Source organism: Nostoc sp. GT001 (assembly GCF_030382115.1).
GTDB lineage: Bacteria > Cyanobacteriota > Cyanobacteriia > Cyanobacteriales > Nostocaceae > Nostoc.
This window is the reverse complement of record NZ_JAUDRJ010000003.1, coordinates 1,052,736-1,075,196: the sequence shown is the minus strand read 5'-3', so window position 1 is coordinate 1,075,196 and position 22,461 is coordinate 1,052,736. Positions and strand designations below refer to the sequence as shown.

The 22,461-nt window shown below is 40.8% G+C and carries 13 protein-coding genes and 1 pseudogene; 6 read left to right on the top strand and 8 right to left on the bottom strand.

Annotated elements, in window-relative coordinates:
- Nucleotides 1-3 precede the first annotated feature (3 nt).
- Both QUD05_RS07510 and QUD05_RS07505 read left to right on the top strand, forming a co-directional pair.
- Nucleotides 4-195, top strand: a complete 192-nt coding sequence (locus tag QUD05_RS07510; protein ID WP_289795516.1) for a hypothetical protein — start codon at nt 4-6, stop codon at nt 193-195.
- Nucleotides 192-3,158, top strand: coding sequence for a lamin tail domain-containing protein (locus QUD05_RS07505; protein WP_289795515.1), 2,967 nt, complete (start codon nt 192-194; stop codon nt 3,156-3,158). The genes QUD05_RS07510 and QUD05_RS07505 overlap by 4 nt, the downstream gene beginning before the upstream one ends.
- Nucleotides 3,159-3,270: 112 nt before the next feature.
- Here the strand turns inward: QUD05_RS07505 and QUD05_RS07500 are convergent, their stop codons facing one another.
- Nucleotides 3,271-4,995, bottom strand: a complete 1,725-nt coding sequence (locus tag QUD05_RS07500; protein ID WP_289795514.1) for a hypothetical protein — start codon at nt 4,993-4,995, stop codon at nt 3,271-3,273.
- An 84-nt stretch (nt 4,996-5,079) separates the two neighbouring features.
- Here QUD05_RS07500 and QUD05_RS34310 point away from each other — a divergent pair.
- Nucleotides 5,080-5,172: pseudogene (locus tag QUD05_RS34310) on the top strand (IS982 family transposase); the annotation flags it as partial.
- A 148-nt stretch (nt 5,173-5,320) separates the two neighbouring features.
- Nucleotides 5,321-6,310, top strand: a complete 990-nt coding sequence (locus QUD05_RS07495; protein WP_289799912.1) for a DUF1350 family protein — start codon at nt 5,321-5,323, stop codon at nt 6,308-6,310.
- A gap of 236 nt (nt 6,311-6,546) precedes the next feature.
- On the opposite strand, the gene QUD05_RS07490 is transcribed toward QUD05_RS07495, so the two are convergent.
- A complete protein-coding gene (locus QUD05_RS07490) occupies nt 6,547-7,653 on the bottom strand; it encodes a mevalonate kinase family protein (RefSeq protein ID WP_289795513.1) in 1,107 nt (368 codons plus the stop codon).
- Between the two features lie 384 nt (nt 7,654-8,037).
- On the opposite strand from QUD05_RS07490, the gene QUD05_RS07485 reads away from it, so the two are divergent.
- Nucleotides 8,038-8,457, top strand: coding sequence for a hypothetical protein (locus QUD05_RS07485; RefSeq protein ID WP_289795512.1), 420 nt, complete (start codon nt 8,038-8,040; stop codon nt 8,455-8,457).
- Nucleotides 8,458-8,703: 246 nt separating this feature from the next.
- Here QUD05_RS07485 and argC read toward each other — a convergent pair whose 3' ends face one another.
- Together argC and glpK are read right to left on the bottom strand one after the other, a co-directional pair.
- The gene (argC, locus tag QUD05_RS07480; protein WP_289795511.1) at nt 8,704-9,678 is read right to left on the bottom strand and encodes an N-acetyl-gamma-glutamyl-phosphate reductase; all 975 of its coding nucleotides are present in this window, start codon (nt 9,676-9,678) and stop codon (nt 8,704-8,706) included.
- Between the two features lie 263 nt (nt 9,679-9,941).
- On the bottom strand, nt 9,942-11,477 hold the full coding sequence (gene glpK, locus QUD05_RS07475; protein WP_289799911.1) for a glycerol kinase GlpK: 1,536 nt from the start codon (nt 11,475-11,477) through the stop codon (nt 9,942-9,944).
- Between the two features lie 643 nt (nt 11,478-12,120).
- Here glpK and QUD05_RS07470 point away from each other — a divergent pair.
- On the top strand, nt 12,121-12,810 hold the full coding sequence (locus QUD05_RS07470) for a CPBP family intramembrane glutamic endopeptidase (protein WP_289795510.1): 690 nt from the start codon (nt 12,121-12,123) through the stop codon (nt 12,808-12,810).
- 28 nt (nt 12,811-12,838) lie between these two features.
- Here the strand turns inward: QUD05_RS07470 and QUD05_RS07465 are convergent, their stop codons facing one another.
- The 4 genes from QUD05_RS07465 to QUD05_RS07450 all read right to left on the bottom strand — a co-directional run bounded on the left by QUD05_RS07465 (nt 12,839) and on the right by QUD05_RS07450 (nt 22,128).
- The gene (locus QUD05_RS07465) at nt 12,839-14,026 is read right to left on the bottom strand and encodes a PAS domain S-box protein (protein ID WP_289795509.1); all 1,188 of its coding nucleotides are present in this window, start codon (nt 14,024-14,026) and stop codon (nt 12,839-12,841) included.
- A gap of 1,391 nt (nt 14,027-15,417) precedes the next feature.
- Nucleotides 15,418-16,710, bottom strand: a complete 1,293-nt coding sequence (locus QUD05_RS07460; RefSeq protein ID WP_289795508.1) for a thioredoxin domain-containing protein — start codon at nt 16,708-16,710, stop codon at nt 15,418-15,420.
- A gap of 249 nt (nt 16,711-16,959) precedes the next feature.
- Complete coding sequence (locus QUD05_RS07455) at nt 16,960-18,777, bottom strand: tetratricopeptide repeat protein (protein ID WP_289795507.1); 1,818 nt, start codon at nt 18,775-18,777, stop codon at nt 16,960-16,962.
- 183 nt (nt 18,778-18,960) lie between these two features.
- Nucleotides 18,961-22,128 carry a plasmid replication protein, CyRepA1 family gene (locus QUD05_RS07450; protein ID WP_289795506.1) on the bottom strand — a complete coding sequence of 1,056 codons (3,168 nt, stop codon included), beginning with the start codon at nt 22,126-22,128 and terminating at the stop codon, nt 18,961-18,963.
- Nucleotides 22,129-22,461: the final 333 nt, after the last annotated feature.

Here is a 22,461-nt window from a genome sequence, read left to right as displayed (position 1 = left end):
GCAATGAAATCTTTATTTAAAAGTTTAACAGTGATCGCAGCAGCGAATCTAAATGGTAGATTATCGTACACATTGGGCAACCTAATAGACGGAGAAGGCGCTATTAATCCTCAGTATGGAATCTCTGAACATCCCATCAATGCGGTAGTGCCATTGTCATCCACTTCAAATCAGGAGCTAGTGAAGTATCAATGAGCCTACTTTTAAAACATCTTTTAGCGGTCAATAACAACCAGCCCAACCGTTATAAAAAACTACTAAGTGGCCTTGCTCTATTACTGTGCTACCTGAATTTTGGAATACCATCTGCTCAGGCTGAAGGTAGTCGTACCCTTTATCCCAATAGTGCCTCAGTTGGCAGTAGCAGAGCTAACTTAGAGTGGCGTACTGATACTTATGGCGGTCTTGTGCTGCGACGAACTTTACTAAAAGTCTATGCCAATAAAGATGAGTATATTCTTTTAGGCTCCAGCGCAGTTGGGGTAAATAATGGTAATGTCCGTGTTTACAACCCCGGTCGTGTCGGTGGGAGTATTGGCAGTGAAACTGTTCCCGGCACACCAGATTTTGTGTGTACTTCTCAACCTGGGCGGGGCTTCATCTCAACTCGCCAACAGGAGTTAAATGGCCCACGTGCTATTTCTGGCGGAGGTAATCCCAATGGCTATATTCCCTGCTACTACCAAGCTCCATCAACTGGAGTTTATGACATCGTTTTCTACGGGCCTGATGGGGGTAACTCTTCTACTAATGCCACTCCTACTGGTGAAATTGATTTGAGTAGTGGTAACAACTTTAACGATCAACAAAAAACTAGTGTAGCAGCTTGGGATGTAACGGTACGTAGCAGCGATCAAACTTCAACAACTGACTTGAACGGGCGGTTATTCAGCTATTATCTCGCTCTTTTTACTGGCAATAACGGTCGATATCTCAACTTCCCAGTTTATCCAGTCACCACAGATGGTTTCCGATATAAAGTAGAACTCAGAGGCACAGATCCTAACGGATTCGTTCTCTATGGTAATCAAACTGGCTTTTTTGATAGTGACGGGATATCGCCTCTCTATCACGACATACTAGGGGCGGATAGTCAGCTAGCAAATCCCCAAGGTGGTGTTAGCTTGGCTCGTCCCCAATATGCTACTTTTTTGAACTCCATCGACACCAACGTGCTTCCATTTGTTGAACGTTACAAACGAGACGGCACTTTAGAGGGAACTGGTATTCCCCTTAGCCCAATTATTCCTGCTGTTAGTAATTTACAATTCAACGGCACTGTTGTGGGAAATAACAGTTCATTTGGTACAGGCGGTACTTTGAACTTTGACAGCAATGTTACAGGTACTTACGAACTGGTTATCAGCCGAGACGGCAGCAATTTTGATCCTACCAACTCTCAAAACCGTCTTTTGCGAGGGATTATGACCACAACAGGACAGCAAGCAGTTAATTGGAATGGTAAGGATAACAGTGGCAATTTTTTTCCGGTTGGTAGTAATTACAAAGTTAGTGTCAGAACTTTTGGAGGGGAATATCACTTTCCCTTACTGGATGCGGAAAACAATTTTACTGGTGGCCCTACTATTACAATGCTGAATGCCGCTAATCCTATAGGTAATAGTAGAGGATTTTACGACGATCGCAGTTATAAAACCATCGGTGGAACTCAAATTGGTACGGCTGGTCAAGTACTCTGTGGTATTAATCCACCAAACCCAGCTTTCAGTGACCCAATTAACGGCTTTGACACCGCCAGCAATGACCGGAAATTTGGTCAGAATGGTAACGCTGGTAATGCTGGTACATCATGCAATGGCTCTTTTGGAGATACCAAAGGGTTGGATTTGTGGACTTATTATCCTGGTCAAACTCAACCAACCCCATTAAACATCATTGATATAGTTTCAGCAACTGTTGGCAAAGTCATCATTAATGAAGTTTTGTACAACGAAACGGGTACTGCTACTAACACTAACGATGAATTTATTGAACTTTATAATCCATCTACATCAACTGTAGATTTGAGTGGTTTGAAGTTAGCAGATGGACACCTGACTGCTAATGATAATGATAGTACTAACGGCTTTACTTATACATTTCCTAACGGCACAACCTTACAAGCAGGCCAATATGCTGTAATTTGGATTGGGAATAACAACGCCAATCATCAAGCCACAGCAGCAGCTTTCCAGGCTTGGTTGGGACAAACTCCCAAACTCAACAACTTGGGTGATGATATCTGGTTGTACGATAGCCAGAATAAAATTATTGATTATATCGCTTATGGCAGTGGTAATGAAATTAATACACCTCCTGCGAGTGTTCTCAATCTTTGGGAAAATACTTATCAGTCTTCTCTCGTTGGGGCTACTACTGGACAATCTATCAGCTTAACTCCCAATGGGCAGGATACAAATGCTAGTGCTTGCTGGGAAGCAACTACTAGTAATAACGCCAGCACACGTTGTTCAAACTATCTACCAACTAGAGACACTGATACTACAGGTAGTCGTGTTACCAGCGTCGGCGAAAGCAATAACGGTGCTACTGCTGTGAATGCAAAGCTTTTGTTAATTAAACGCATCACCCGCCTCAATAACCAAGATTTAACTGATATTGTGGATGGTCGCAGTGACGTTGCTACTAATGCCAGTAACTATGTACCAGAACCATATGCTACTGATGATAGCGATCCTAAATGGCCTGCTGGCTACTTGCGAGGATTAATTAATGCTGGCACTGTCAAACCGGGAGATGAATTGGAATACACTATCTATTTTCTTTCCAATGGTCTTGGTAATGCAACTAATGTGAAATTCTGTGACTTAGTTCCAACTAATGTTAATTTTATTCCCACTACTTTTAATGGCATGACTCCTAATGATGGTGGCTTACCAGGAGCAGATCGAGGAATTGCCTTGGCTATTGGTTCCACTACACCAACGCTTTATCTGAGTAATGTAGGAGATAGCGATCGCGGGTATTTTTATACAGCTAATGACTCAGGTACACCATCATACTGCGGTACTAACACCAATGGGGCAGTAGTGGTCAATATTACAGTCCCCAGTTTTCCCAATCTACCCGCAGCTACTGGATCTGGCACACCAGCGAATTCTTATGGTTTTGTCCGCTTCCGCGCTAAGGTGAAATAGTTTTAACCACAGCTAAGTAAGTAGACATAATTAAATATAAAATAAACTCCTAGTTTGTAGTGAGCGATTTATCGCTCAGGCCCACCATATCAGGGTTTTAGCGGAGAACACCTTATTGACAAGGCTGTTCGCCAGGTTGGAGCATAAAAATCTGCTTGTAGGCTTGGCAGTTCTCAGCCACAACCATTTTTTGTTGGGGATGTGTAGGTGCTTCTCTTCCCCCTCTCCACTCATTATCACCATCGAGAGTCTGGATAAAGCCCAACATAATGTTTGACTCATTCAGCCGGGAACTACTCCCTAAATCTGTCAATAGCTGATTCACACCATCTTTAGTGACTAGTATTAGCTTGCTGATTGTCGCCGTATTATAAGCAGCAGGAAATTGTTGGTAGTCAAACGATTCTGAAGGATTGGTGTAACCTGAATCGTTAATCCGCAGATATTTTTTGTTGAATGTTTGCAAGTTCACATTTTCTCCAGCACCTTGAGAAAACACCTGATCAAAATACCTTTCTGGGTTTTCTAAATATGCTTTTAGCTCATCTATACTCATACCAGTGGCACTCTTGACAATGGCATCATAAATATTAGCTTTCAGTTGTTTGATAGGGGCAGCTAATGGACCCAGAACATCACCAATAATGCTACTAAGTTTGCTAGCTAATGCCGCAAACTGTCCCACAGCATCTGGTGCGCCAGACATTGATATCAAGTGATTGTTGACGTAATTTTGCAGAATAGTTTTAGCTTCTTCTACTTTCGCTTTGCGATCGGGGTTAAAAAACAGCGCCTTAGCAACTTGGTCACTAACTTGAGACCATGCTTTCAAACCACTGTTGATATCTTCACGCCAATATTCTTTGTAAGTTACTGTTAAACCATTAGCAGTCACATAAGCACCTTTTTGTACCTGAATTGCTGCTGCTTCAGCATATAGTTTTGTGGCACTACAAGAAAAATCTAGGGCTTTGCAGGCTTTGGCTTTGCGAACTTTATCGTCATAGCGTCGGTCATAGTCTGACTTCGCAGCATAATAAGCATCGATATCGCGTTGCAACTTTGCTCTCAAGGTAGAGTAAATGCGTGGTATGGATAACTCAGTTCCGCCGCCTCCTGGTTTCAAAAGTATTGTGTCTAGATATGAACCAGGTTTGGCATCGATCATGTTGTCATAGATGAAGTCTTCAACTCCGGTAATACTAGCGTTGAAAAAATTAGCGTTGAGTTCTTGCTTATTCAAGCGCTTATCAACATATCCTTCTACAAGAATGTGTTTAATTGCATTTCCTGGTGGTGCAATTACAAAATGACCACCACTAAAGTTATTGATGAATGTGTGACCATACATATCTCCCGCTGCATGGGTGAGATAACCAGTCACAAATGCTTTTTTCTGTGGTGTATTGTTACCTGGAGTATTACTAAGGTTCCATAGATATTTTAGCCACGTGCCAGATCCACCAGCTATTCCTGTGTCGTTTGGAGATGGGTGAATCACCTGCTGACCAGTGAGGATATCTGGGTATGCATCCGGGCCTAATATGCCTGCACGGTATTGTGCTGGGTACGCCTTCAGTGCAGCCAGAATTGTAGGATCAACCGGATAGTCTCCTAGTTTGGAGAGAACTTTTCCATTTTGATAGTCAACACGATAAATAGTGACTTTGCCATCATCAAGGGCATCATTGAGTGCCTGTTGACCGAGGTAAACATGGGTAGTTGGCTTCCACGCCAAAGCAGCCTGTGGACAAGCTAACATTCCCAGGAAACTTGCAGCGATCGCTAATCGTAAATATCTCTTACTTAAAGAGATTACGTATTTAGTTATTGTCATATTTATTACTACTTATTTCGGTAGATATGGAAGTGAATCATATCAAATAATTAGGTGTTTTTAACTATCCGATTTATTAAGAAATTATTAATTTGTAACTGTGGTGAATTACTAGCTTTCTCATTAACTCCAGCAGATACAGATGATCGTAAACCAGTGCCAGATATCACTAAGGACTTTAGAGTTTCGGCTGTACAGTAACGAAGCGATCGCAGCTTGTTCACCGAAGCATCTCAGTTTTGTAAAAATATCTTTTGAATAATCCGAAAAGCAGCAACTTCAGTTTGGAGATTCAGCATATACCTACAAACAAGTTATGGTAAATATGAATCTAAAACTGAGATTTAAACCAGTTTCTCACAGTTGGGTTGCTCTACATCCAAAGCCTAAAGGGGTAATTCAATTTATTGCTGGGGCTTTCTTTGGTACATTTGGCCCTATGCTTTTTTATCGTTATCTGCTTCAATCTCTATTTGAGCAGGGATATACGATCATTCTTTTGCCATTTAATTTTACTTTTAACCATTATGTAGAAGCTGGTTTTCTCATGAGAGAACAGTATGAAATTTTGCCAGAGCTTGTGAAAATGGCAAGTGTTGCAGGATATGATTATGAAGCCTATCTAGATGATAAAAACTTTTCTTGGATTGGACATAGCCTTGGCTGTAAATATATCTCGCTGTTAGAAGGATTTACTGCTCTACCTCCAGATGTTCAAGAGAGAGAACAGTTTATTCGGAAGCTACTATCTAAAACTTCCGATGAGTCACAGATAGAAAGCGTGATTGCAGACATTAACATTCTCTTTAATGAACTAACGCGAAAAAGTGCTGAAGTTAAGAAAATAATTTACACTTATGTGCATAAGGATATCAACATTAATAGTGTCTTCATTAAAGGACAGGTTTCTATCCTATTAGCACCTGCTATTGCTGACACAGGGAGCGCAATTCGTCCTCAATTTTTAGCGGATGTCATCGACAATCTTGGTTGGGGTGTGAAACCAACTGTTGAAGAAACTCAGTATTTAATTAAGGATAGTGGGCTATTTAATATCATGGGTTTAGTCTGTTTTAAATCAGACAATATTGCTAAATCAACCTGTGAATGGTTTACTAATACTCTACAAAAGCCACCTGAAGATTTTCGTAAAACTGTAGCAGGCGGACATTTAAGACCCCTAGGGATTCAGCTAGCTAAATATGTCGTTAATCTTTTTGATAAACCGTTAATTGAATCAGTTCAAGAGCGAAACAAAGCATTTGAGCATAATGTAATTCAATTGCTTGAAGAACTGAAAGAAAAATCAAGATAATGGGCATTGGGCATTGGAAGAGGCAGAGGTGCAGAAGATTTTCTTTAAGAATTGGGGGAGCGATCGCGTTTCTACAGTTACAGGAATTGCAAATCAAACTAATTTTTTAGTCCCATCATTAACTATCAGGACTTACGCAAACAAAAATTTCTAAAAAGCTTAATTTATCGAACCGCCATCCATCTCTATGAGAGGCTTCCGCCAACGCGCAGCGTGTCGCAGAGGCGGACGGTCTTTTAACAAACATCCCCATGCTGCTTTTCGTCCTCAGCTAAGTCAATCATAGGAGTTGGTAGTCTTGAAATAGTTAACTGTAACGCTTGCATTTGAGGAAAATCACGCTTAATAATTTCGATAGCTTTTCTTTGACTATCTTGATTTTTAACAATCAGTTGTGCAGTGCCATCCCCCTGAGAACCTACGCCTTTTCCTCCGAAGATATAAGGTTTAAGTGGCTCGTGATGGAGAAGCAAATGTAGCTTTTGTGCAGTTAATTGCTCAGGACAAGCTGGAACTACGTGTAGATCAAATTCCGCTTGAGCTTTTGTCATTAAAGCTCCAAGAAGTTGGGCATCTCCGAGTTGTATTGCTTCAACTGCTGCCTGGGTAATTTCAGAGCTAATAGAACCAAAATATTTTTGAACATTTTGCTCTATTGAATTAGTAGCAAAAGGATAACACTGATTCAATCGTCTTAGTATTTCTTGTGTGTTTTTGGTACCGCCGAGATCGACAATCACAAAAAACAAATCTTCACTCACTTTCAATTCGAGTAGGTCGATTTTTTCACCATCAAATATCATCAATATTGGGCGATTTCCATATGCACAAGCCTGATCCATACGGCCACAAAGGCTAGGAGTAGTTCTTTCTCCTAGATAGGCAAACTCCATTTCTGAACGAATTGTCATCTTCAAGTCATACACACGATTAAAAGACCGAGCAATCAAAACGCAAAAGGCAGCACTCGAAGATAATCCCTTTTGGATAGGTAAGTCGGTTAGATAATTATCAACCTCAAGTCCGCCACCAACATTATAGTGAGTCAGAATTTGATATGCTGTACCAGCAGCATAACTAAAAAAACCACCCTTTGCCGCTATGCGTTTCAGGGTATTAGATTCCATAGGTAATATCAACGGTTCATAACTCCTGCCATCATTGAGAGAAGTGCGAATAATTAATTCAGTAGAATTAGGTTTGACCGAGGCATAAATTCCTTGATTAGTACCAACAATTAAGGTGTAGCCCTTTTCGATAAGAGGATTGACACTGCGATATTCTCCTGCCCAATCGCTGTGTTCTCCGAACAAACAAAGACGGCCTGGAACAAAAATTCTCATTTTAAGTTTCCTGTTATTAATCGAGGTATATTATTCTGATTAACTTGAATAAACAACATACCATTCATCACTGCAATAGCTCACATCAGCAAAGTTTTCGGCAGTCTTGGGAGACGATGGACTACTCTCCATCTAGTAAAGCGATCGCTCTTTGAGGAAAAACTTTTTGGTTTACTGTTTTTTAGTTAATGTGTCAGTTTAATTATTGTCCACTCAGTAAATACAACAAGCTTTAGGCTAAAATTACGTTGTTAGTAAGTGCAATTATCCAAATATCCTTATTTTAGATAATATTGCTATTGTCTAAAATCAGGAATACGAGGATTAGCGATCGCACTGAAATTTGGTTTTTCACCGAACATAAGATTTTTAGAGGGTACTACCATGCAAAATATGCTAAAACGCTCATTCCTACCTGGATTGATGGCTGCTACTTTAGCTGGTACTGGCTTAATCCCGGTTCAACCTGCTTCTGCTGATGACCGAGTTATTAATAATGCAGCCATTGGAGCCGGGGCAGGTGTATTAAGTGGGGTTGTAACAAATTGTGGTTCCGTATTAGACAATGCTTTTAAAGGTGCTGCTGCTGGTGCTGCTGTTAATGCTGCTAATGGTGCAAGAAGCAGCAGAGCCAGAAGAAGAAACGGACGTTTACCTGTTCAAGATATCGGTGTAGGTGCTGGTGCTGGTGTATTGGCAGGTGCAATTTCTGGTGGTTGTGGAACTACCTGGAAAAATGGTGTCAATGGTGCTGCGGCTGGTGCTGCGGTTCATTTATTAGATAAAAGACCCAGAAGAAGATAATCTGTCATTGATAACTCGTCATTTAGTCTAGACAAAAACTGGAAAACAAAGCTTCACAACTCTTTTGGTTATCGCATTCTCTCAAAGGGAGAAAACAGGGTTAAATTTAAATATTCAAGCGACGCGGAGGGGCAGAGGAGAAAACTTACTGCAACTTCTCCTCGCTCACTGAGCGTAGCCGTTGGCGCAGCCTCTCGTAGAGAAGTGCTGCTCCTCTGCCCCCCTTTCCCATTCCCTAACCCTTTTTCATGACAATCCCAACTCTTCTGGAAAACCGAGCATGATGTTTAGGTTTTGGACTGCGGCTCCTGATGCGCCTTTACCCAGGTTGTCAAGACGAGCAACTAGCAAGACTTCTTTGGTGATGTCATTAGCAAATACAAAAACCTGAACAATATTGGTATTATTCAGTGCGATCGCATCCAGAAATGTTCCGTCTCTCAGCAGTGTAGAATCTTGGAATGGAGCAACCTGCACGAACTTTTCACTTTGGTAGTAGTCAGCGATCGCTTCATAGATAACCTTACCTGATGGTGGATTATCTAAACTTCCCAATGGTAAAGGTATCTGTACTAACATCCCCTGCTCAAAATCTCCCACGGCTGGTACGAACAGCGGCGGTGATGCTAACCCTGAATACTGATGCATTTCTTTGACGTGCTTATGCCCAAACTGCAAACCATAGATGCCATAAGGGTAGAGTGATTCTGCTCCGGCTTGCTGCTCGTGGAAGCTATGATACTGTTTAATCAAATTCTTTCCGCCACCAGAGTAACCTGACACTGCATTAACAGTGATGGGAAAGTTACTGTTCAGGATTCCTTTAGCAATTAACGGACGGATACAAGCTAAAAATCCTGTGGGATAACAGCCCGGATTGCTGACAAACTGGGCACTGGCGATTTTCTCTCGCTGTCCTGGATTTAGTTCTGGGAAACCATATACCCAATCCTTAGCCGTGCGATGGGCACTACTAGCATCAAGGATCTTAACCCTAGTATTACTAACTAAGCTAACAGCTTCGCGGGCTGCATCATCAGGTAGGCAGAGGATGATAATATCAACAGCATTGATTAGTTTGGTTCGCTCATTTGCATCTTTACGTTTAGATGCTTCAATGCTAACTAGCTCGATATCATCCCGTTGGTTCAGGCGTGAGTAAATTTGTAAGCCTGTGGTTCCCGATTCCCCATCAATAAAAATCTTCGGTTTAGTAGTCATGCGCTTTTTATTATATGGAAGTGATATTTTGACAAAGTAAGAGTTATTTTAACGATCGATCTTTGAATGAAATTAACCTGCTTTCACCATCTACACCAAAAAGCTCAGAATTGGTTCGATAGGAGGAAGAAAATAATCCATTAAATCAATTGCGACTGTTTGTCCCTCTAGTTTCAGAAATCGCCATTGGGTTCCAATGCTTACAGTACCGTAAAAAACTGCTGTTAAGGTTTGTTCTCTGGCTTGGTTGATTTTTTGATCGGTTACTCCTCCCAAGCTAGAGTACGTTTCACTGCTTTTTGCCAAGTACCAAATTTGGACAAGGAGAAATCACTCTTCGGCTCAAACACACGTTCAATTTGCCGTTGTTTTGCCAATGATTCATAGCTCTGCCAAAATCCTACAGCTAAACCTGCCGCAAATGCTGCACCCTGAACGGTTGTATCGCGCATTATCGGACGTTCAACTGGAATACCTAACACATCAGCTTGGAACTGCATCAAAAAATTATTCTCACAAGCACCACCATCTACGGTTAATCGTCCAACTAGAGTACTGCTAGATGCGTTAATTGCTTGCACCACCTCCAGAACTTGATAAGCGATCGCTTCCAGCACAGCGCGAACTAGATGCTCTGGTTGTACACTGGCGGTAATGCCGAAAAAAGCTCCCCTGGCGCTCATATCCCAGTAGGGTGCGCCCAGTCCACTAAATGCAGGTACAAAATAGACTCCGCCATTATCTTTTACCTGATTGGCCATAGCTTCAGTTTCAGCAGCAGTTTTAATCAGCTTCAGGCGATCGCGCAACCATTGAATACAAGCACCACTAGTAAACATACTACCTTCTAGGGCATAGCCGACATCTAAAGTATCGCTGGTATTTGCTTGCGTCCATGCCACTGTCGAAATGAGTTGATGGTGCGTAGGCGTAGCCCCTCGTAGAGAACGCACAATTTCCGAACCTGTGTGAGCAACTAAAAAGCTACCAGTACCATAAGTACATTTCATCAAACCGGGGCGATCGCAGCCATGACCAAATAGAGCCGCTTGCTGATCCCCCAAGATAGCAGTAATGGGAATTTCAGCACCCAACAAAGTCGCATCAGTGACTCCAAATACTCCTAAACTCGGCTGAATCTGGGGCAAAATATGCGCTGGAATTTGAAACAGATCCAGTAAAGTCTCATCCCATTCACAGGTTTTGAGATTCATCAACATTGTACGGCTGGCGTTGCTGTGGTCAGTGGCGTGGACTTTTCCACCTGTAATATTCCACAGTACCCAGGTATCAATAGTACCTGCTAAGACATTATTCAGGTCAACATCAGTAACATTGTCTAATAGCCATCTGAGTTTAGTAGCTGAAAAGTAAGCATCAATGATTAATCCGGTGCGATCATAAATTTCGTCAGCGTAGCCTTGCTCTTGTAACTGGTGGCAAAGGGGAGCAGTGCGGCGATCTTGCCAGACGATCGCTTTATGGAGTGGTTTACCAGTAGTTTTGTCCCAAATCAAACAGGTTTCGCGCTGTACAGTTAGTCCCAAAGCTGCGATCGCTGATGGTATAATCTGGGCATTTGCAATTGCGGTTTTCATCACCCAACAGGTATCCTGCCAGATTTGTTGAGGGTCATGTTCTAACCATCCTGGCTGAGGATAATACTGAGTTAATTCTTTATATGCTTGCCCAACAATCTTGCCGTCTGCGTTAAATACAAAGGCGCGGTTGCCTGTTGTACCTAAATCCAGTGCTAAAATGTAGCCCAATGATAGAGTTTTTTTGCCAAATGTGTGCATAGCCGCTTTTAATGTTGCGTAGGCGTAGCCCAACCTAGGCATCGCGATTTTAGTAATACGCCTTCAATCACATATACATTATTTTGGGTACATTTTGAATTCCCTGTTTGGATAGCGTTACGTCTCTGTAAGTTTAAAAACGCTACAGTTTTACGCAAAGTTGTACTTAGCACAATGGGTATTGATGTCCGCCTCAAATCCCAGACCTTCACAACGTTGTAAGACACTGTGAATTTTAATTATGTGTTAGTAAATCAGCATAGTAAATCATTATCAAAATGCTGCGTTCAAAAGAATCTTATACACAAATTCATAGAAGTTTTAGGATTAAATTTATGTGTCAATATACAAAGTGTCACTTTATTCAAGTCTGATTATGATACTCATGTTTTATAGTTTGCATATAAAAATTAATAGTAAACCAATACGTTCACCAAGATTTGAAAAATCATCAAGACAAAAATTGCCGTCTCTACAATAATTAGTCTTTTGTAGAGACGGCGATTCATCGCGTCTCTTGCCTTAACCAACAGTATTAATAGTAAACCTGGTTGATATAGATTTTATTACAAGTAATCATCCTAACTTGATATAAAAACTATGGATTTTAAAATAGATGTGGTCTAAAAGTTAAAACCATCCCATGCTAAAAGCTAACCAAAATCAAAATGCACTACTAGCTCTGTTGTTACTTGTGCCAGTTCCGAGTATTGGTATTACAACTCAACTATATATACTCCCTGGCTTTCAAGGACATTTAGTAGCTTTATTAGCTAAAATCTGGTTGTTAGTACTACCCATTATTTGGTTATTATTTGTTGATAAAGAGAATTTAAAATTTGAATATCCTAAAAGACGCGCTTTATTGGCTGGAGTCGGATTAGGGCTATTGATGCTAGGCATCATCTTGATTGTTTATTGGCTACTGGGAGCAAAATGGATAGATGTTGAATATGTTCGCGATCGAGCAACACAAGTTGGATTGAACAGTTTTGTGATTTACTTAGTAGGTGCAGTGTATTGGATATTTGTCAACTCTTTGCTTGAGGAATTTGTCTGGCGTTGGTTTGTTTATCGTAAATGTGAAATTTTGGTATCAAGTCCTTTAGCTGTAATACTGTCCGCACTGTTTTTTACGATTCATCACGTTGTTGGTTTGGCAGCTTACTTCGACTGGCGTGCAACAACGTTATGCTCATTGGGGGTATTTCTAGCAGGAGCGATTTGGTCATGGTGCTACTTAAATTATTCCTCAATCTGGCCCGGATACATCAGCCATGTTTTTGCAGATATAGCAATTTTCCTGATTGGCTGGCAACTTATCTTTGCTTAAGAAAAATGTAAAATTTACAGCGAACTAATTAATCAACATCTCTCAAGATAATATGTTTTTTGAAATCAAAACTGATTATACCTTCTTCTTGTAATTTACCCATCAATCGTGTAATTGTTACCCTGGTGGTGCAACAGGCGCTAGCAAAATCTTCGTGAGTAAAGCGAACACTTAAACGAGTTCCCTCTGGTACAGTTTCACCCACTTCTCGTTTCAAAAGTTGTAATAGATGGTGCAAGCGTTCTTGTACCCGTCGTCTTCCACAAATGACCAAAAAAGATTCTGTTTGCTGTAATCGCTGATTAATTTTTGGTAAAAGCGTATGGCTCAGTGTTGGAGAAGCTGCTATCTCTGTCGCGTAAATTGACACCAACTCAACATCAGCAAGAGCTGTTGCTTGATAAATGTTTAAAGATGTCAAACTAGAACCAAAAACCATTCCTGCCGTTGCCAATCCTATCAGCACTTCTTCACCCGTTTCACAGTAGGTAGTGAGTTTGACTAAACCTTGAGAAACATACCAAATTACTAATGGGTTGAGGGGAATAGTTTCTCCTCTATCATATTTATGTATGGGGCGTAGTTTACCGCCGTAGGCATCGCTAAAGATGTGACTGTCGTCCTTGACTATTGTTGATTCTAACTGCTGGCGCTCAGTAATATTACGCAGCATCCAGCGCAAAGAGATTGCCTCACCTTGGTGATTGCGGATAACTGCCACTGTCAAAGCCGCATCAAAGAACTCGCCATAACGTTTTTGCAAACGTACCAATAACTCTCTAGCTCTGTCTGATTGCGATAGCTGCATCAGTTCGTTGCGAATTTGCTGACGTTCTTCTAGAAGGACAAAGTTAACTATTGATTTGCCCACTAAAAAATGCTTTGAAACATTCAACAACTTAGCTGCGGAGAGGTTAGCTTCTTGGATGATTCCTTCTGTATTAGTCACTAAATAGCCGTCTGGCGCCAACTCGAATAAATCTTGGTAGTGTTGGCGTTCTGCCTCTAGCCAATTTCGTGTTTTTATTAGTTCCTCGTTTTGCTGATAAAGTTCCTCCGCCGCTAATTGTACTATCTTTGAGGTGTTATAGAGTTCCTTAAAAGCTAGCGGCAGCAGATCCGGGGAAATCCAAGGTAGTACACTAGCAGTTTCGTATAAATCTGCTAAACGCTTGTGCAATACTTCTGCGCGTTGGATAAATTTTTCTATGTTCACTTTAAATCTCCGCTACTTGCTTGCAGAGGTGGAGCAAAAAAATCTACTAGGTAAATCCTTAAAAAAATTGCAGCATTCCTAATTTTATTGAGTGATAAATTGAACTGGTTATTGAACTTATAAAACTACATTTATTTGAGGTTTTTGACAATTTATATACCACAGTCGCTACAGATGGGCTAGTTTTTAAATGACACGTTTAGCATTCAACCTAGATGCTCAAAGTAAATTGAATCTAGCAAATTTTAAAGTGTCCATTGATAACTTTTGCTACCCAGATGTTTTTTATAATAAACTTTACGGTGTTTTGCTAAGTATTACTTCTACCTTTGGTGGGAAAACTCTGTAAATTCAGCTAAGGAACTTCCAACAAATAAATTATTCAATCTTGTGGGGTGGACATCTTGTCCACCCTTCGCTTGGGGCGGGCGAGACGCCCACCCCACAATAAGTAGTTGAGTATTTTTATTTTTTTATTTCGAGTTTCCTAATACGAGCGCCAAATCTCCCATTCTAAGATTATGCTAATTTTTGACTAAACTTATAAGCCAGTCAAAATGATGACTAGCAAAGAAATTAGATAAGATATCACAGTCGGAAAACCCTGCATCTCAACTTTAATTTCTGAGTATCATTGTTTAATCCATTTTGTCATTCCCCCAATGAATTATTTAGTGCTAATGATAATTGTTTCCATTGTTACTAAGAATAACTGATAAGACTTTCCCCAACTTCCATCACAGGAGTCAAGCAACTACTACTAAAGGCATAGAATCTAAGTTAAGTTTGTTTGTGATTCTGAATACGTTGTCTATTCATAAAATTCACAACAAGATTCCCCAAGTTATTTAAGGAGTTGGGAACTAAAGCCTTTTGATTTTCAAATTCATTATGGAACTATCTGGCACAGATAACGAGTAATATCATGTCCGCTTGATTGCTCATTAAACCCGAAGAACCCCACCCCCGCCCCTCCCGAAGAGCGGGGAGGGGATTAAGGGGAGCCAGTGCGGTCTTCTCCCAAGGGGAGACGCCAAGGGCGATGGGGTCTCCCCAAGTGGAGCATCTGGCGTGTGGGGTGCAATGACTGTGGTTAGCATAACTAATTATGCGGACATGATATAAAACTAGTGAGAACAAGCAATAGTCGAACTCGTATATCTAGAATTGCAAAGATAGATATTAATAAGTTAAAAATATTTGTATACAAAAGCACGTATTAACTTAATAATTATCCGCCTCTTTAGTTAGAGGATAAATGAAGTAGTAAGCTGGTGTAATTTAACAATGCGTAACAGCTAATCAACGCGCAAGTTATGAGGAGTGATGGGTGAGGTGTCAATGCTATAAAATCTCATCACTCCTTTTTACTTACATCAGTTTATGAGCTACTAACGAATGCCATCATTATCAATGGCGCTGTAGCTATCGCTGGGAAAAAGCCCCAACCAAGGGTCAGAACTAGGAGTTAAAAATAGTTGTCCGTATACTTGTTCATTAAGCGCTTCCACACTCCTTGTTTGCTTACCCTGCATAAACCATTGATGAATTTGGCTGTGCAGCATATATTCATTTCTGACTGTATCTAAAGCCATTGTGGCTTCAAAATTTTTCACTATTATCGGCAAATTATCTTCTGGAGTGTTGACAGACTGAGACTTTTTAGCTTTGATTAGAGAAATGCTGTTTTGATCTAGCTTGACATCGGCAGCATAGAGTTGAGCGATTTTGTCCCAAACTTTCTGGTCAGTAATTTCAGCTAAGGCGTTTTGATTTCGTTCAGCACCAGACTGGAGAGCAGTTAGCATTGGCGTTTCAACTCTCATTTTAGAAACAGCTAGAGAGCTTGCTATTTCTGCTGTCGGTGGTTGACTGGGATTGCTGGGAATTTCTACCAACTTCGGGGGAGACTGGATACCTAGGCGGGATAAATCTGCAACCCATTGGGCTTGGATAGAATTTAAGCGATCGCTGTGGTATTTTCTTAAATAAGACTCGCGATCGCTTGGTGTAAGTTTACTGTAATTTTTTACTGCTAATTCAGCCTGCTGTAGCTGTCGCAAAAACCCTTTGGGACTATATAATCCTGGAATAGCATCAATTGGACGACCCGATGCATCCAATACATAATGAATGCTATTGCCTGTAATCGTTCGCTCCAACTTGCGTCCGTCGCCAAAATCAATAGTTACTTTGGGTACAGGGCGCACTGATTGCCAATGCAAAATAAAGCGGTCTTGAAGTAGCTTAGAAATTTCAACATTCGGATACAGTGCTACCCTGAAGAATCTACTATTGGCACAACTCAAATCTTGATTCAGCCTACCCAATAACCGCAGAGATAGAATAGGTTTACCACTGGTTTTAGCAGCAGCTTTGGCTTGTTCTATATCAGTGTACCAATACAAACGAGAGGCGTAACAGTCCCGTTGTTGACAAAGTTCGTCTAAAGCTAGCCGAAGTGCAGGGGAAGGTAGAGCTGCTCCTGAAGAAGCGGTATTTAACGTCTTAGCATGGGATTTAAGAAATACTTCTAACCCTTTTGGGCCCTGTTTCCGAAGTACAGAAACTTCTTGAGATAGCTTGGAGGTTTCAGCTACAGGAGTTTGAGCATCAGCTATCTGCAAAAAACCGAAGCTGACTAGGATGAGTGCGAAAGGATATTTGAAGGTTCTAAATTTCATATATTTTCAGATATTTTCAAGAAAAATAGGGGGTGTGAGTGGGGAGCATCTGGTTTTGGCAACAACGAACAGAAAGAATTTGGTTGATACTCTCAAAATTCCACTGTTAGCCAGAAATTTTAATCCTAGCTTATCGCCTTTCTCATGGCTTATATAAAAGTATTTTTTTATACAACAAAACTAATAATACAAAAATGTTTACGACAAATCACCCCGTCTAAATTGCACTGTTAGGCGGGGTGGGGTTCTTCAAAGCTGTTCAATTAGTTCAATAATTTGTTGGTAATACTGGATATTTCCTTCTTGATAATACAAGTCTGCGGATTTCTGGAAATCCGCAATTGCTCCTTGAGAGTCTCCCAAATTCCGGTAGACATCTGCCCGAAGGATGTAAGCTGAAGCCCAATTCGGCTGACGCTGTAAGGCTTGGTTTAAGTCTGTAAGCGCTCCTTGTAAATCTCCCAACAGAGAACGGCTACGACCCCGATTGTACCAGTCTTCGGCAAAGCTGGGGTCAAGCGCGATCGCTCGACTGTAATCTTCTATTGCGTGTTGATAATCTTCTAGGGCATAGCGAGCATTGGCCCGATCGCTGTAAAATGCAGCAGATTGGGGATTTATTTGCAAAGCTTGGGTGTAATCTGCGATCGCACTTTCATATTCTTCTAAAGCGTAGTGGGTAGAACCCCGGTTGTAATATGCTTCAATTAAATCAGGATTAATTTTTAATGCTTGATTATAATCTGTGAGCGCTCCTTGTTCATCCCCCAAAAGACGACGAGCATTTCCCCGATTGCAATACGCTTGGGAAAAATCAGGAACAAGCTTTATCGCTTGAGTGTTATCATCAATTGCTCCCTGTAAATCTTGTAGAGCTTCACGAGCAATACTCCGACCATAATAAGCTGCGGCTAAGTTATCATTAATTTGCAATGCTCGATCGTAATCTTTAATTGCGCCTTTATGATCTCCTACAGAACGACGAGCCGCCGCGCGATCGCAATATCCTTCTGCTAAACTAGGATTGAGTTGTAATAGGCGATTGCTATCTTCAATTGCACCTTGATAATCTCCCAATCGCCGACGAGCGTTTGCCCGAAAGCCGTATACTAAAGCTAGAGTCGGGTTTTCTTGTAAAGCTTGGTCATAATCTGCGATCGCACCCTTGTAATCTTCAAGATTACTACGAACCAGACCACGCTCACAATAAGCTTGCACATCATCAGGATTCAGATTTAATGCTTGGTTAAAGTCTTCAATTGCTTGATGATAGTTTTTGAGGTGAGCAAGCACCAGACCACGATTATAGTACGCTCCGGCAAAGTTAGGATTGATTTCTAGGGCGCGGTTGTAATCTGCGATCGCATTTTGATAATCTGCTAAAGCGTAGTGGGCATTACCTCGGTTATGATAAGCCTCCGCCAAGTTAGGATCTAATTGTAATGCTTGGTTATGGTCAGCGATCGCTTCCTGATAATTGCCTAAAATCTGGTGAATATTACCCCGATTGCTGTAAGCTGCGGCAAAATGGGGATGCCATTGTAAAGCTTGCTGAAAATCTGCGATTGCCCCTTGATGATCGCCACGTTCAAAACGAGTTACGCCGCGATTATGATAAGCATTAGCAATATCAATATTGATATTATCAGCTAATTGGGTACTCATTTCGATTGTTTGGATATAATCTGCGATCGCTTTGTCGTAGTTTTCCAAAGCAAAGTAGGCATTTCCACGGCTGTGGTAAGATTGCGCCAGATTGGGATCGATTTGTAATGCTACGTTATGATCTGCGATCGCGCCTTGATAATCGGCTAAAAAGTAACGAGCATTAGCCCGGTTGTAATACGCTATGGCAAAATTGGGATTGATTTCGATGGCGTGATTGAAGTTAGCGATCGCAGTGCGATAATCTTTGAGTTGACCACTTAAAATCAGCCCTCGATTATGGTAAGCTTCGGCATAATCAGGATTTAGCTTGATTGCTTGGGTGTAAGCTGCGATCGCGGCTTGATACTCCCCTTGTAGATTATGCTTTAATCCTTGGTTGAAAAAATCTTCCGCATTCATATAATTTTTTTGGCTTTTGACATTATCTAGCCTAAAGCATCAGGATTGTTAACGATATATTTTGAAAATTATTCCAATTAGGCAAAGACCAATGCCCAAAACCCAATTGTAGAGACGCGATTTATCGCGTCTTGAAATACCAATCATCTACACTTTGCAATTCTCACAAATAATTCAGGATTGCTATATCGCTGATAACGGAAGAGTAGGCATAGACACCATCTGGTTAGCCTTTTCAGACTTCGTTTGCATAATTTCAAACTTCCAGTCTGAAGAATAATCAGGCAATTCATAACCAACACTCTTAACATGAGCCAACATTAACTCATCTCGTTGATGCCAAACAGCAAATATTTTCTCCCTGCCATCATATAGAGTTTCTAAATCAATTTGATAAACCTCATTAACTCGTTTCAGCTTCAAACCCAACAAATTTAACAGTCGACCGAGTATTTTTATTGCTGAAACCTGCTCTTTCTCACCGACTAAATTAATACCAAGCGCTCTTTTAATATGCTTACTATGCTGGAAAGCAATATTTTTCAGCAATATCAAATCTGTGTCGTTTTCATTAAATTCGCGTTTTTCTTCGAGAAACTGAAGCATTCCTAAAGCTCTCATAGCTTCAACCTTGAGCGTATAAGTTTTTAAATCTGGGAGAAAAACTTTCCCTTCACCCCAAGACAATTGCTGATGCCACTCTTGCTCATCTCTAACGTGAAAATATTCGCTTTCGTGAGTTAAATAATAGTGGATTAATAACTGACGATAATATCCTTGTTCATCCTGCAATTTCAGCCAAGGAGTAATTTCTACACCATATCTTTGTCTAAGAACATATTTATTAATTTGGTTGCGTTCTCCATCCGTTAGGGAATGCTTAACTAATAACTGCTCATACTCCACATAATCAATATCTTTAGCATTAGCTACAGCAGATGCTACCGATAATTGATTCTGCTGCTTAATTTCTTTAATTTTACGTTTAATTTCTTTAGCTTTTTGACGGCTTTGTGCCCAATCTTTTTGAACTTTAACAATTTCTAAAATTAACCTTTTGCGGGTAGCTAAATCATCGGCATCAGTTGCCAAAAATGCCAGACGTAAATCTCGAATAATATTATTGTGAACGGCATTACTCCGCACCTGAATTTGATGCCCATCAGCAATCAAACCATCTTGCATTGATTGTCGGTAAAGGCGAATAGAAGCATTTACCCTTGCAGATAACTTTGCCCAAGTTCGCAAATGAATTGGGTCATAAACTAAGGGTAAATCCACATCTATTTTATGTAGGGGACTCAGCAAAGCTAAGTTTTCTTTTTGATTTTCTTGATACCAATCAGATAACAAGCGATAATTTGTACTCCCACTACCAATTAGACCAATACCTCGTTTAGCACACCAGACAACACGCGGTACATCATCCCGGACTCTTGCTAACGCTTGTCTTGCTTCCGAGTCAGGAATTACCCCTTGAAAAATGCCATAAACCCGGTCGAAATGTTGGACATCAATACTAATTCCTGTACCAAGACTAGGGGTAACAAAAACGCCGTCATATTCAGAGATTTTTTGGTTAATAGCTGCAATAAAATCAACTGCTGCGTGTCCAGGTGTGTTTGTAGTGTGACTACTAACTACTAGAGTTTTAGGAAATTGTCGCCGTAATTTTTGTAGCCGTTCTTTCAGATAACGTTCAATTGTTTCACAACTATAACGCCCAGCCCGACTATCGGTAGTAACATAACATTTACGTCCAGCGAGTAAATCCAATTCTAGTTGGTGAATTAGCGGTGTTGGGTTCGGTGAATCATAAAAAGTTATATCCCAACCTTGTTGAGGCTTCCACTGATTGAGAACTACCCAAGGTGTTAATTTAATTCCTGCCAATCCCTGCAAATATTCAAGTGAAACATCTGATAAATCAGCATCTTGGGCAATTACCAATCCCCCACTAGTTAAAACTGTTGCAATAAGTTGCTGGAATAGTTTTAAGATTTTTACCCGCTTATGCTTACAAGTATTACTATTTAACAGATGCCATAAAGATTGCTCCACTTCATCTAAAATTACTATTGCCCCGCGCCAATTTTCCGGGTTAAGTTTCCAAATAGAATCAACACACAATCCTAGGGATTGCGGAGGAAAGAGAGAGCGGAGGATAGGAGGAGCAGGGGTAAGTGTTTTATTAATCTTTTTGTCGCCATCTTCTTTATGCGTTCCCCATTGAATACCAATTTTTTCACATAAGAATCGTCCAAGTAGGATTCTGTGAGTAATTAACAAAACGGGTTGATTTCTACTTTTTGCTTGTTGAACAACGCCTTGTAATGCCGTAGTTTTCCCCGTTCCTTTCGCTGATTTGACTCCTACTAATCCAGAGGTGGGGAAAGGTATCTCACCTATATAAGGACGGTTGAAGGTAAGTGCCGCAGGAAGGCTTAACTCGGTGTGGGGTTTGGTTTGAGCAAGATAAATTTCTAAATCAACACTTTGGCGATAAACTTTATCGAAACTATTTGCACCCTTAGCAACAATAAACTCATCAACTCCTTTTTCTATTCCTGGAAGTTCGATGACTTTTACAGGGCAATTTTTTTGTTGGAATAAACAGCCAAGTTGAGAAATAGCATTATTTACAGCAGCAATTGTCTTGGATTGAGTTTCAAAATCAAAGCAAATGTAAAAACTGCGCTTTGTAATTGCAAACGCAGCTAAATCGGGAATTAGCTGACGACGGGTAACTTTACCAAATTCATCTTTCACAACCCGATAACCACTGGTAATTCCGGGAATGGCAATGGCTACATATCCTTGCGTCAACAACGTAGCTGCTTTCTTCACACCCTCGCAGATAATGAGGGGAATGTTCTGTTGCATCACCCATTGCCAAAAGCCTCTAGCTTCGCCATCAGGAGTAATGGTGATATTGTCGGGCATGACCAGATTGTAACGCCCAGCGACTTGCTGCCACACTTGCAACGTTACCCGCAAACAAAACACCCGCGTTGGTGTGCTGGGGGGATGCTCGTACTTGATGGATTTGCCATTGTGGTTTTGTCGGGGTTGGTTTGGCTTAAAGCATCCCCATTCCATCATTTGCCAATTATTCAGAGGGTCTAGTCCAGAACACCACCAACCACCTTCTGTGATGTGAGCATAACGCTGTAACCATCCGGCTTTCACCATTCCGGTATTGGTGCGGGGGAGTAGCTCAGAAATCAACAGGTACTCATAAGCTGTTACACCTTGGAGCGACCTAAAATTGAGATGCACTAAGTGTAAGTCTATACCACTACTCTTGACTAATTCTTCAAGGTGTTGGGGGTGTAAATAGTGCAGATGCATAGGGAAAGGCGCGAAGGGAAGACAATGAGATTAAAACAGTAACACGCATCTGCTTTTTTTAAATACGCGAGATTGCGAGGCTTTTGGGAGCCTTTTTTTACTTCGTTGCCGGAGACACATCGGTTAGAACTGTAGTGGGTTATTCTGCCTATTAGATCCCCAAAGTAATAATTTTGTATTGTGATATTTGTTCGCTTTTAATTTTTATTTATCAGTAAATTTCTGCGATCGCACTATAACATCGCTATAAAGTAATATCTTCATATACTCCAGCAAAAGCTTTACACTGAGCATCCACTCTGTACCACGCCTGTAACCTCTCTGAATGAATAA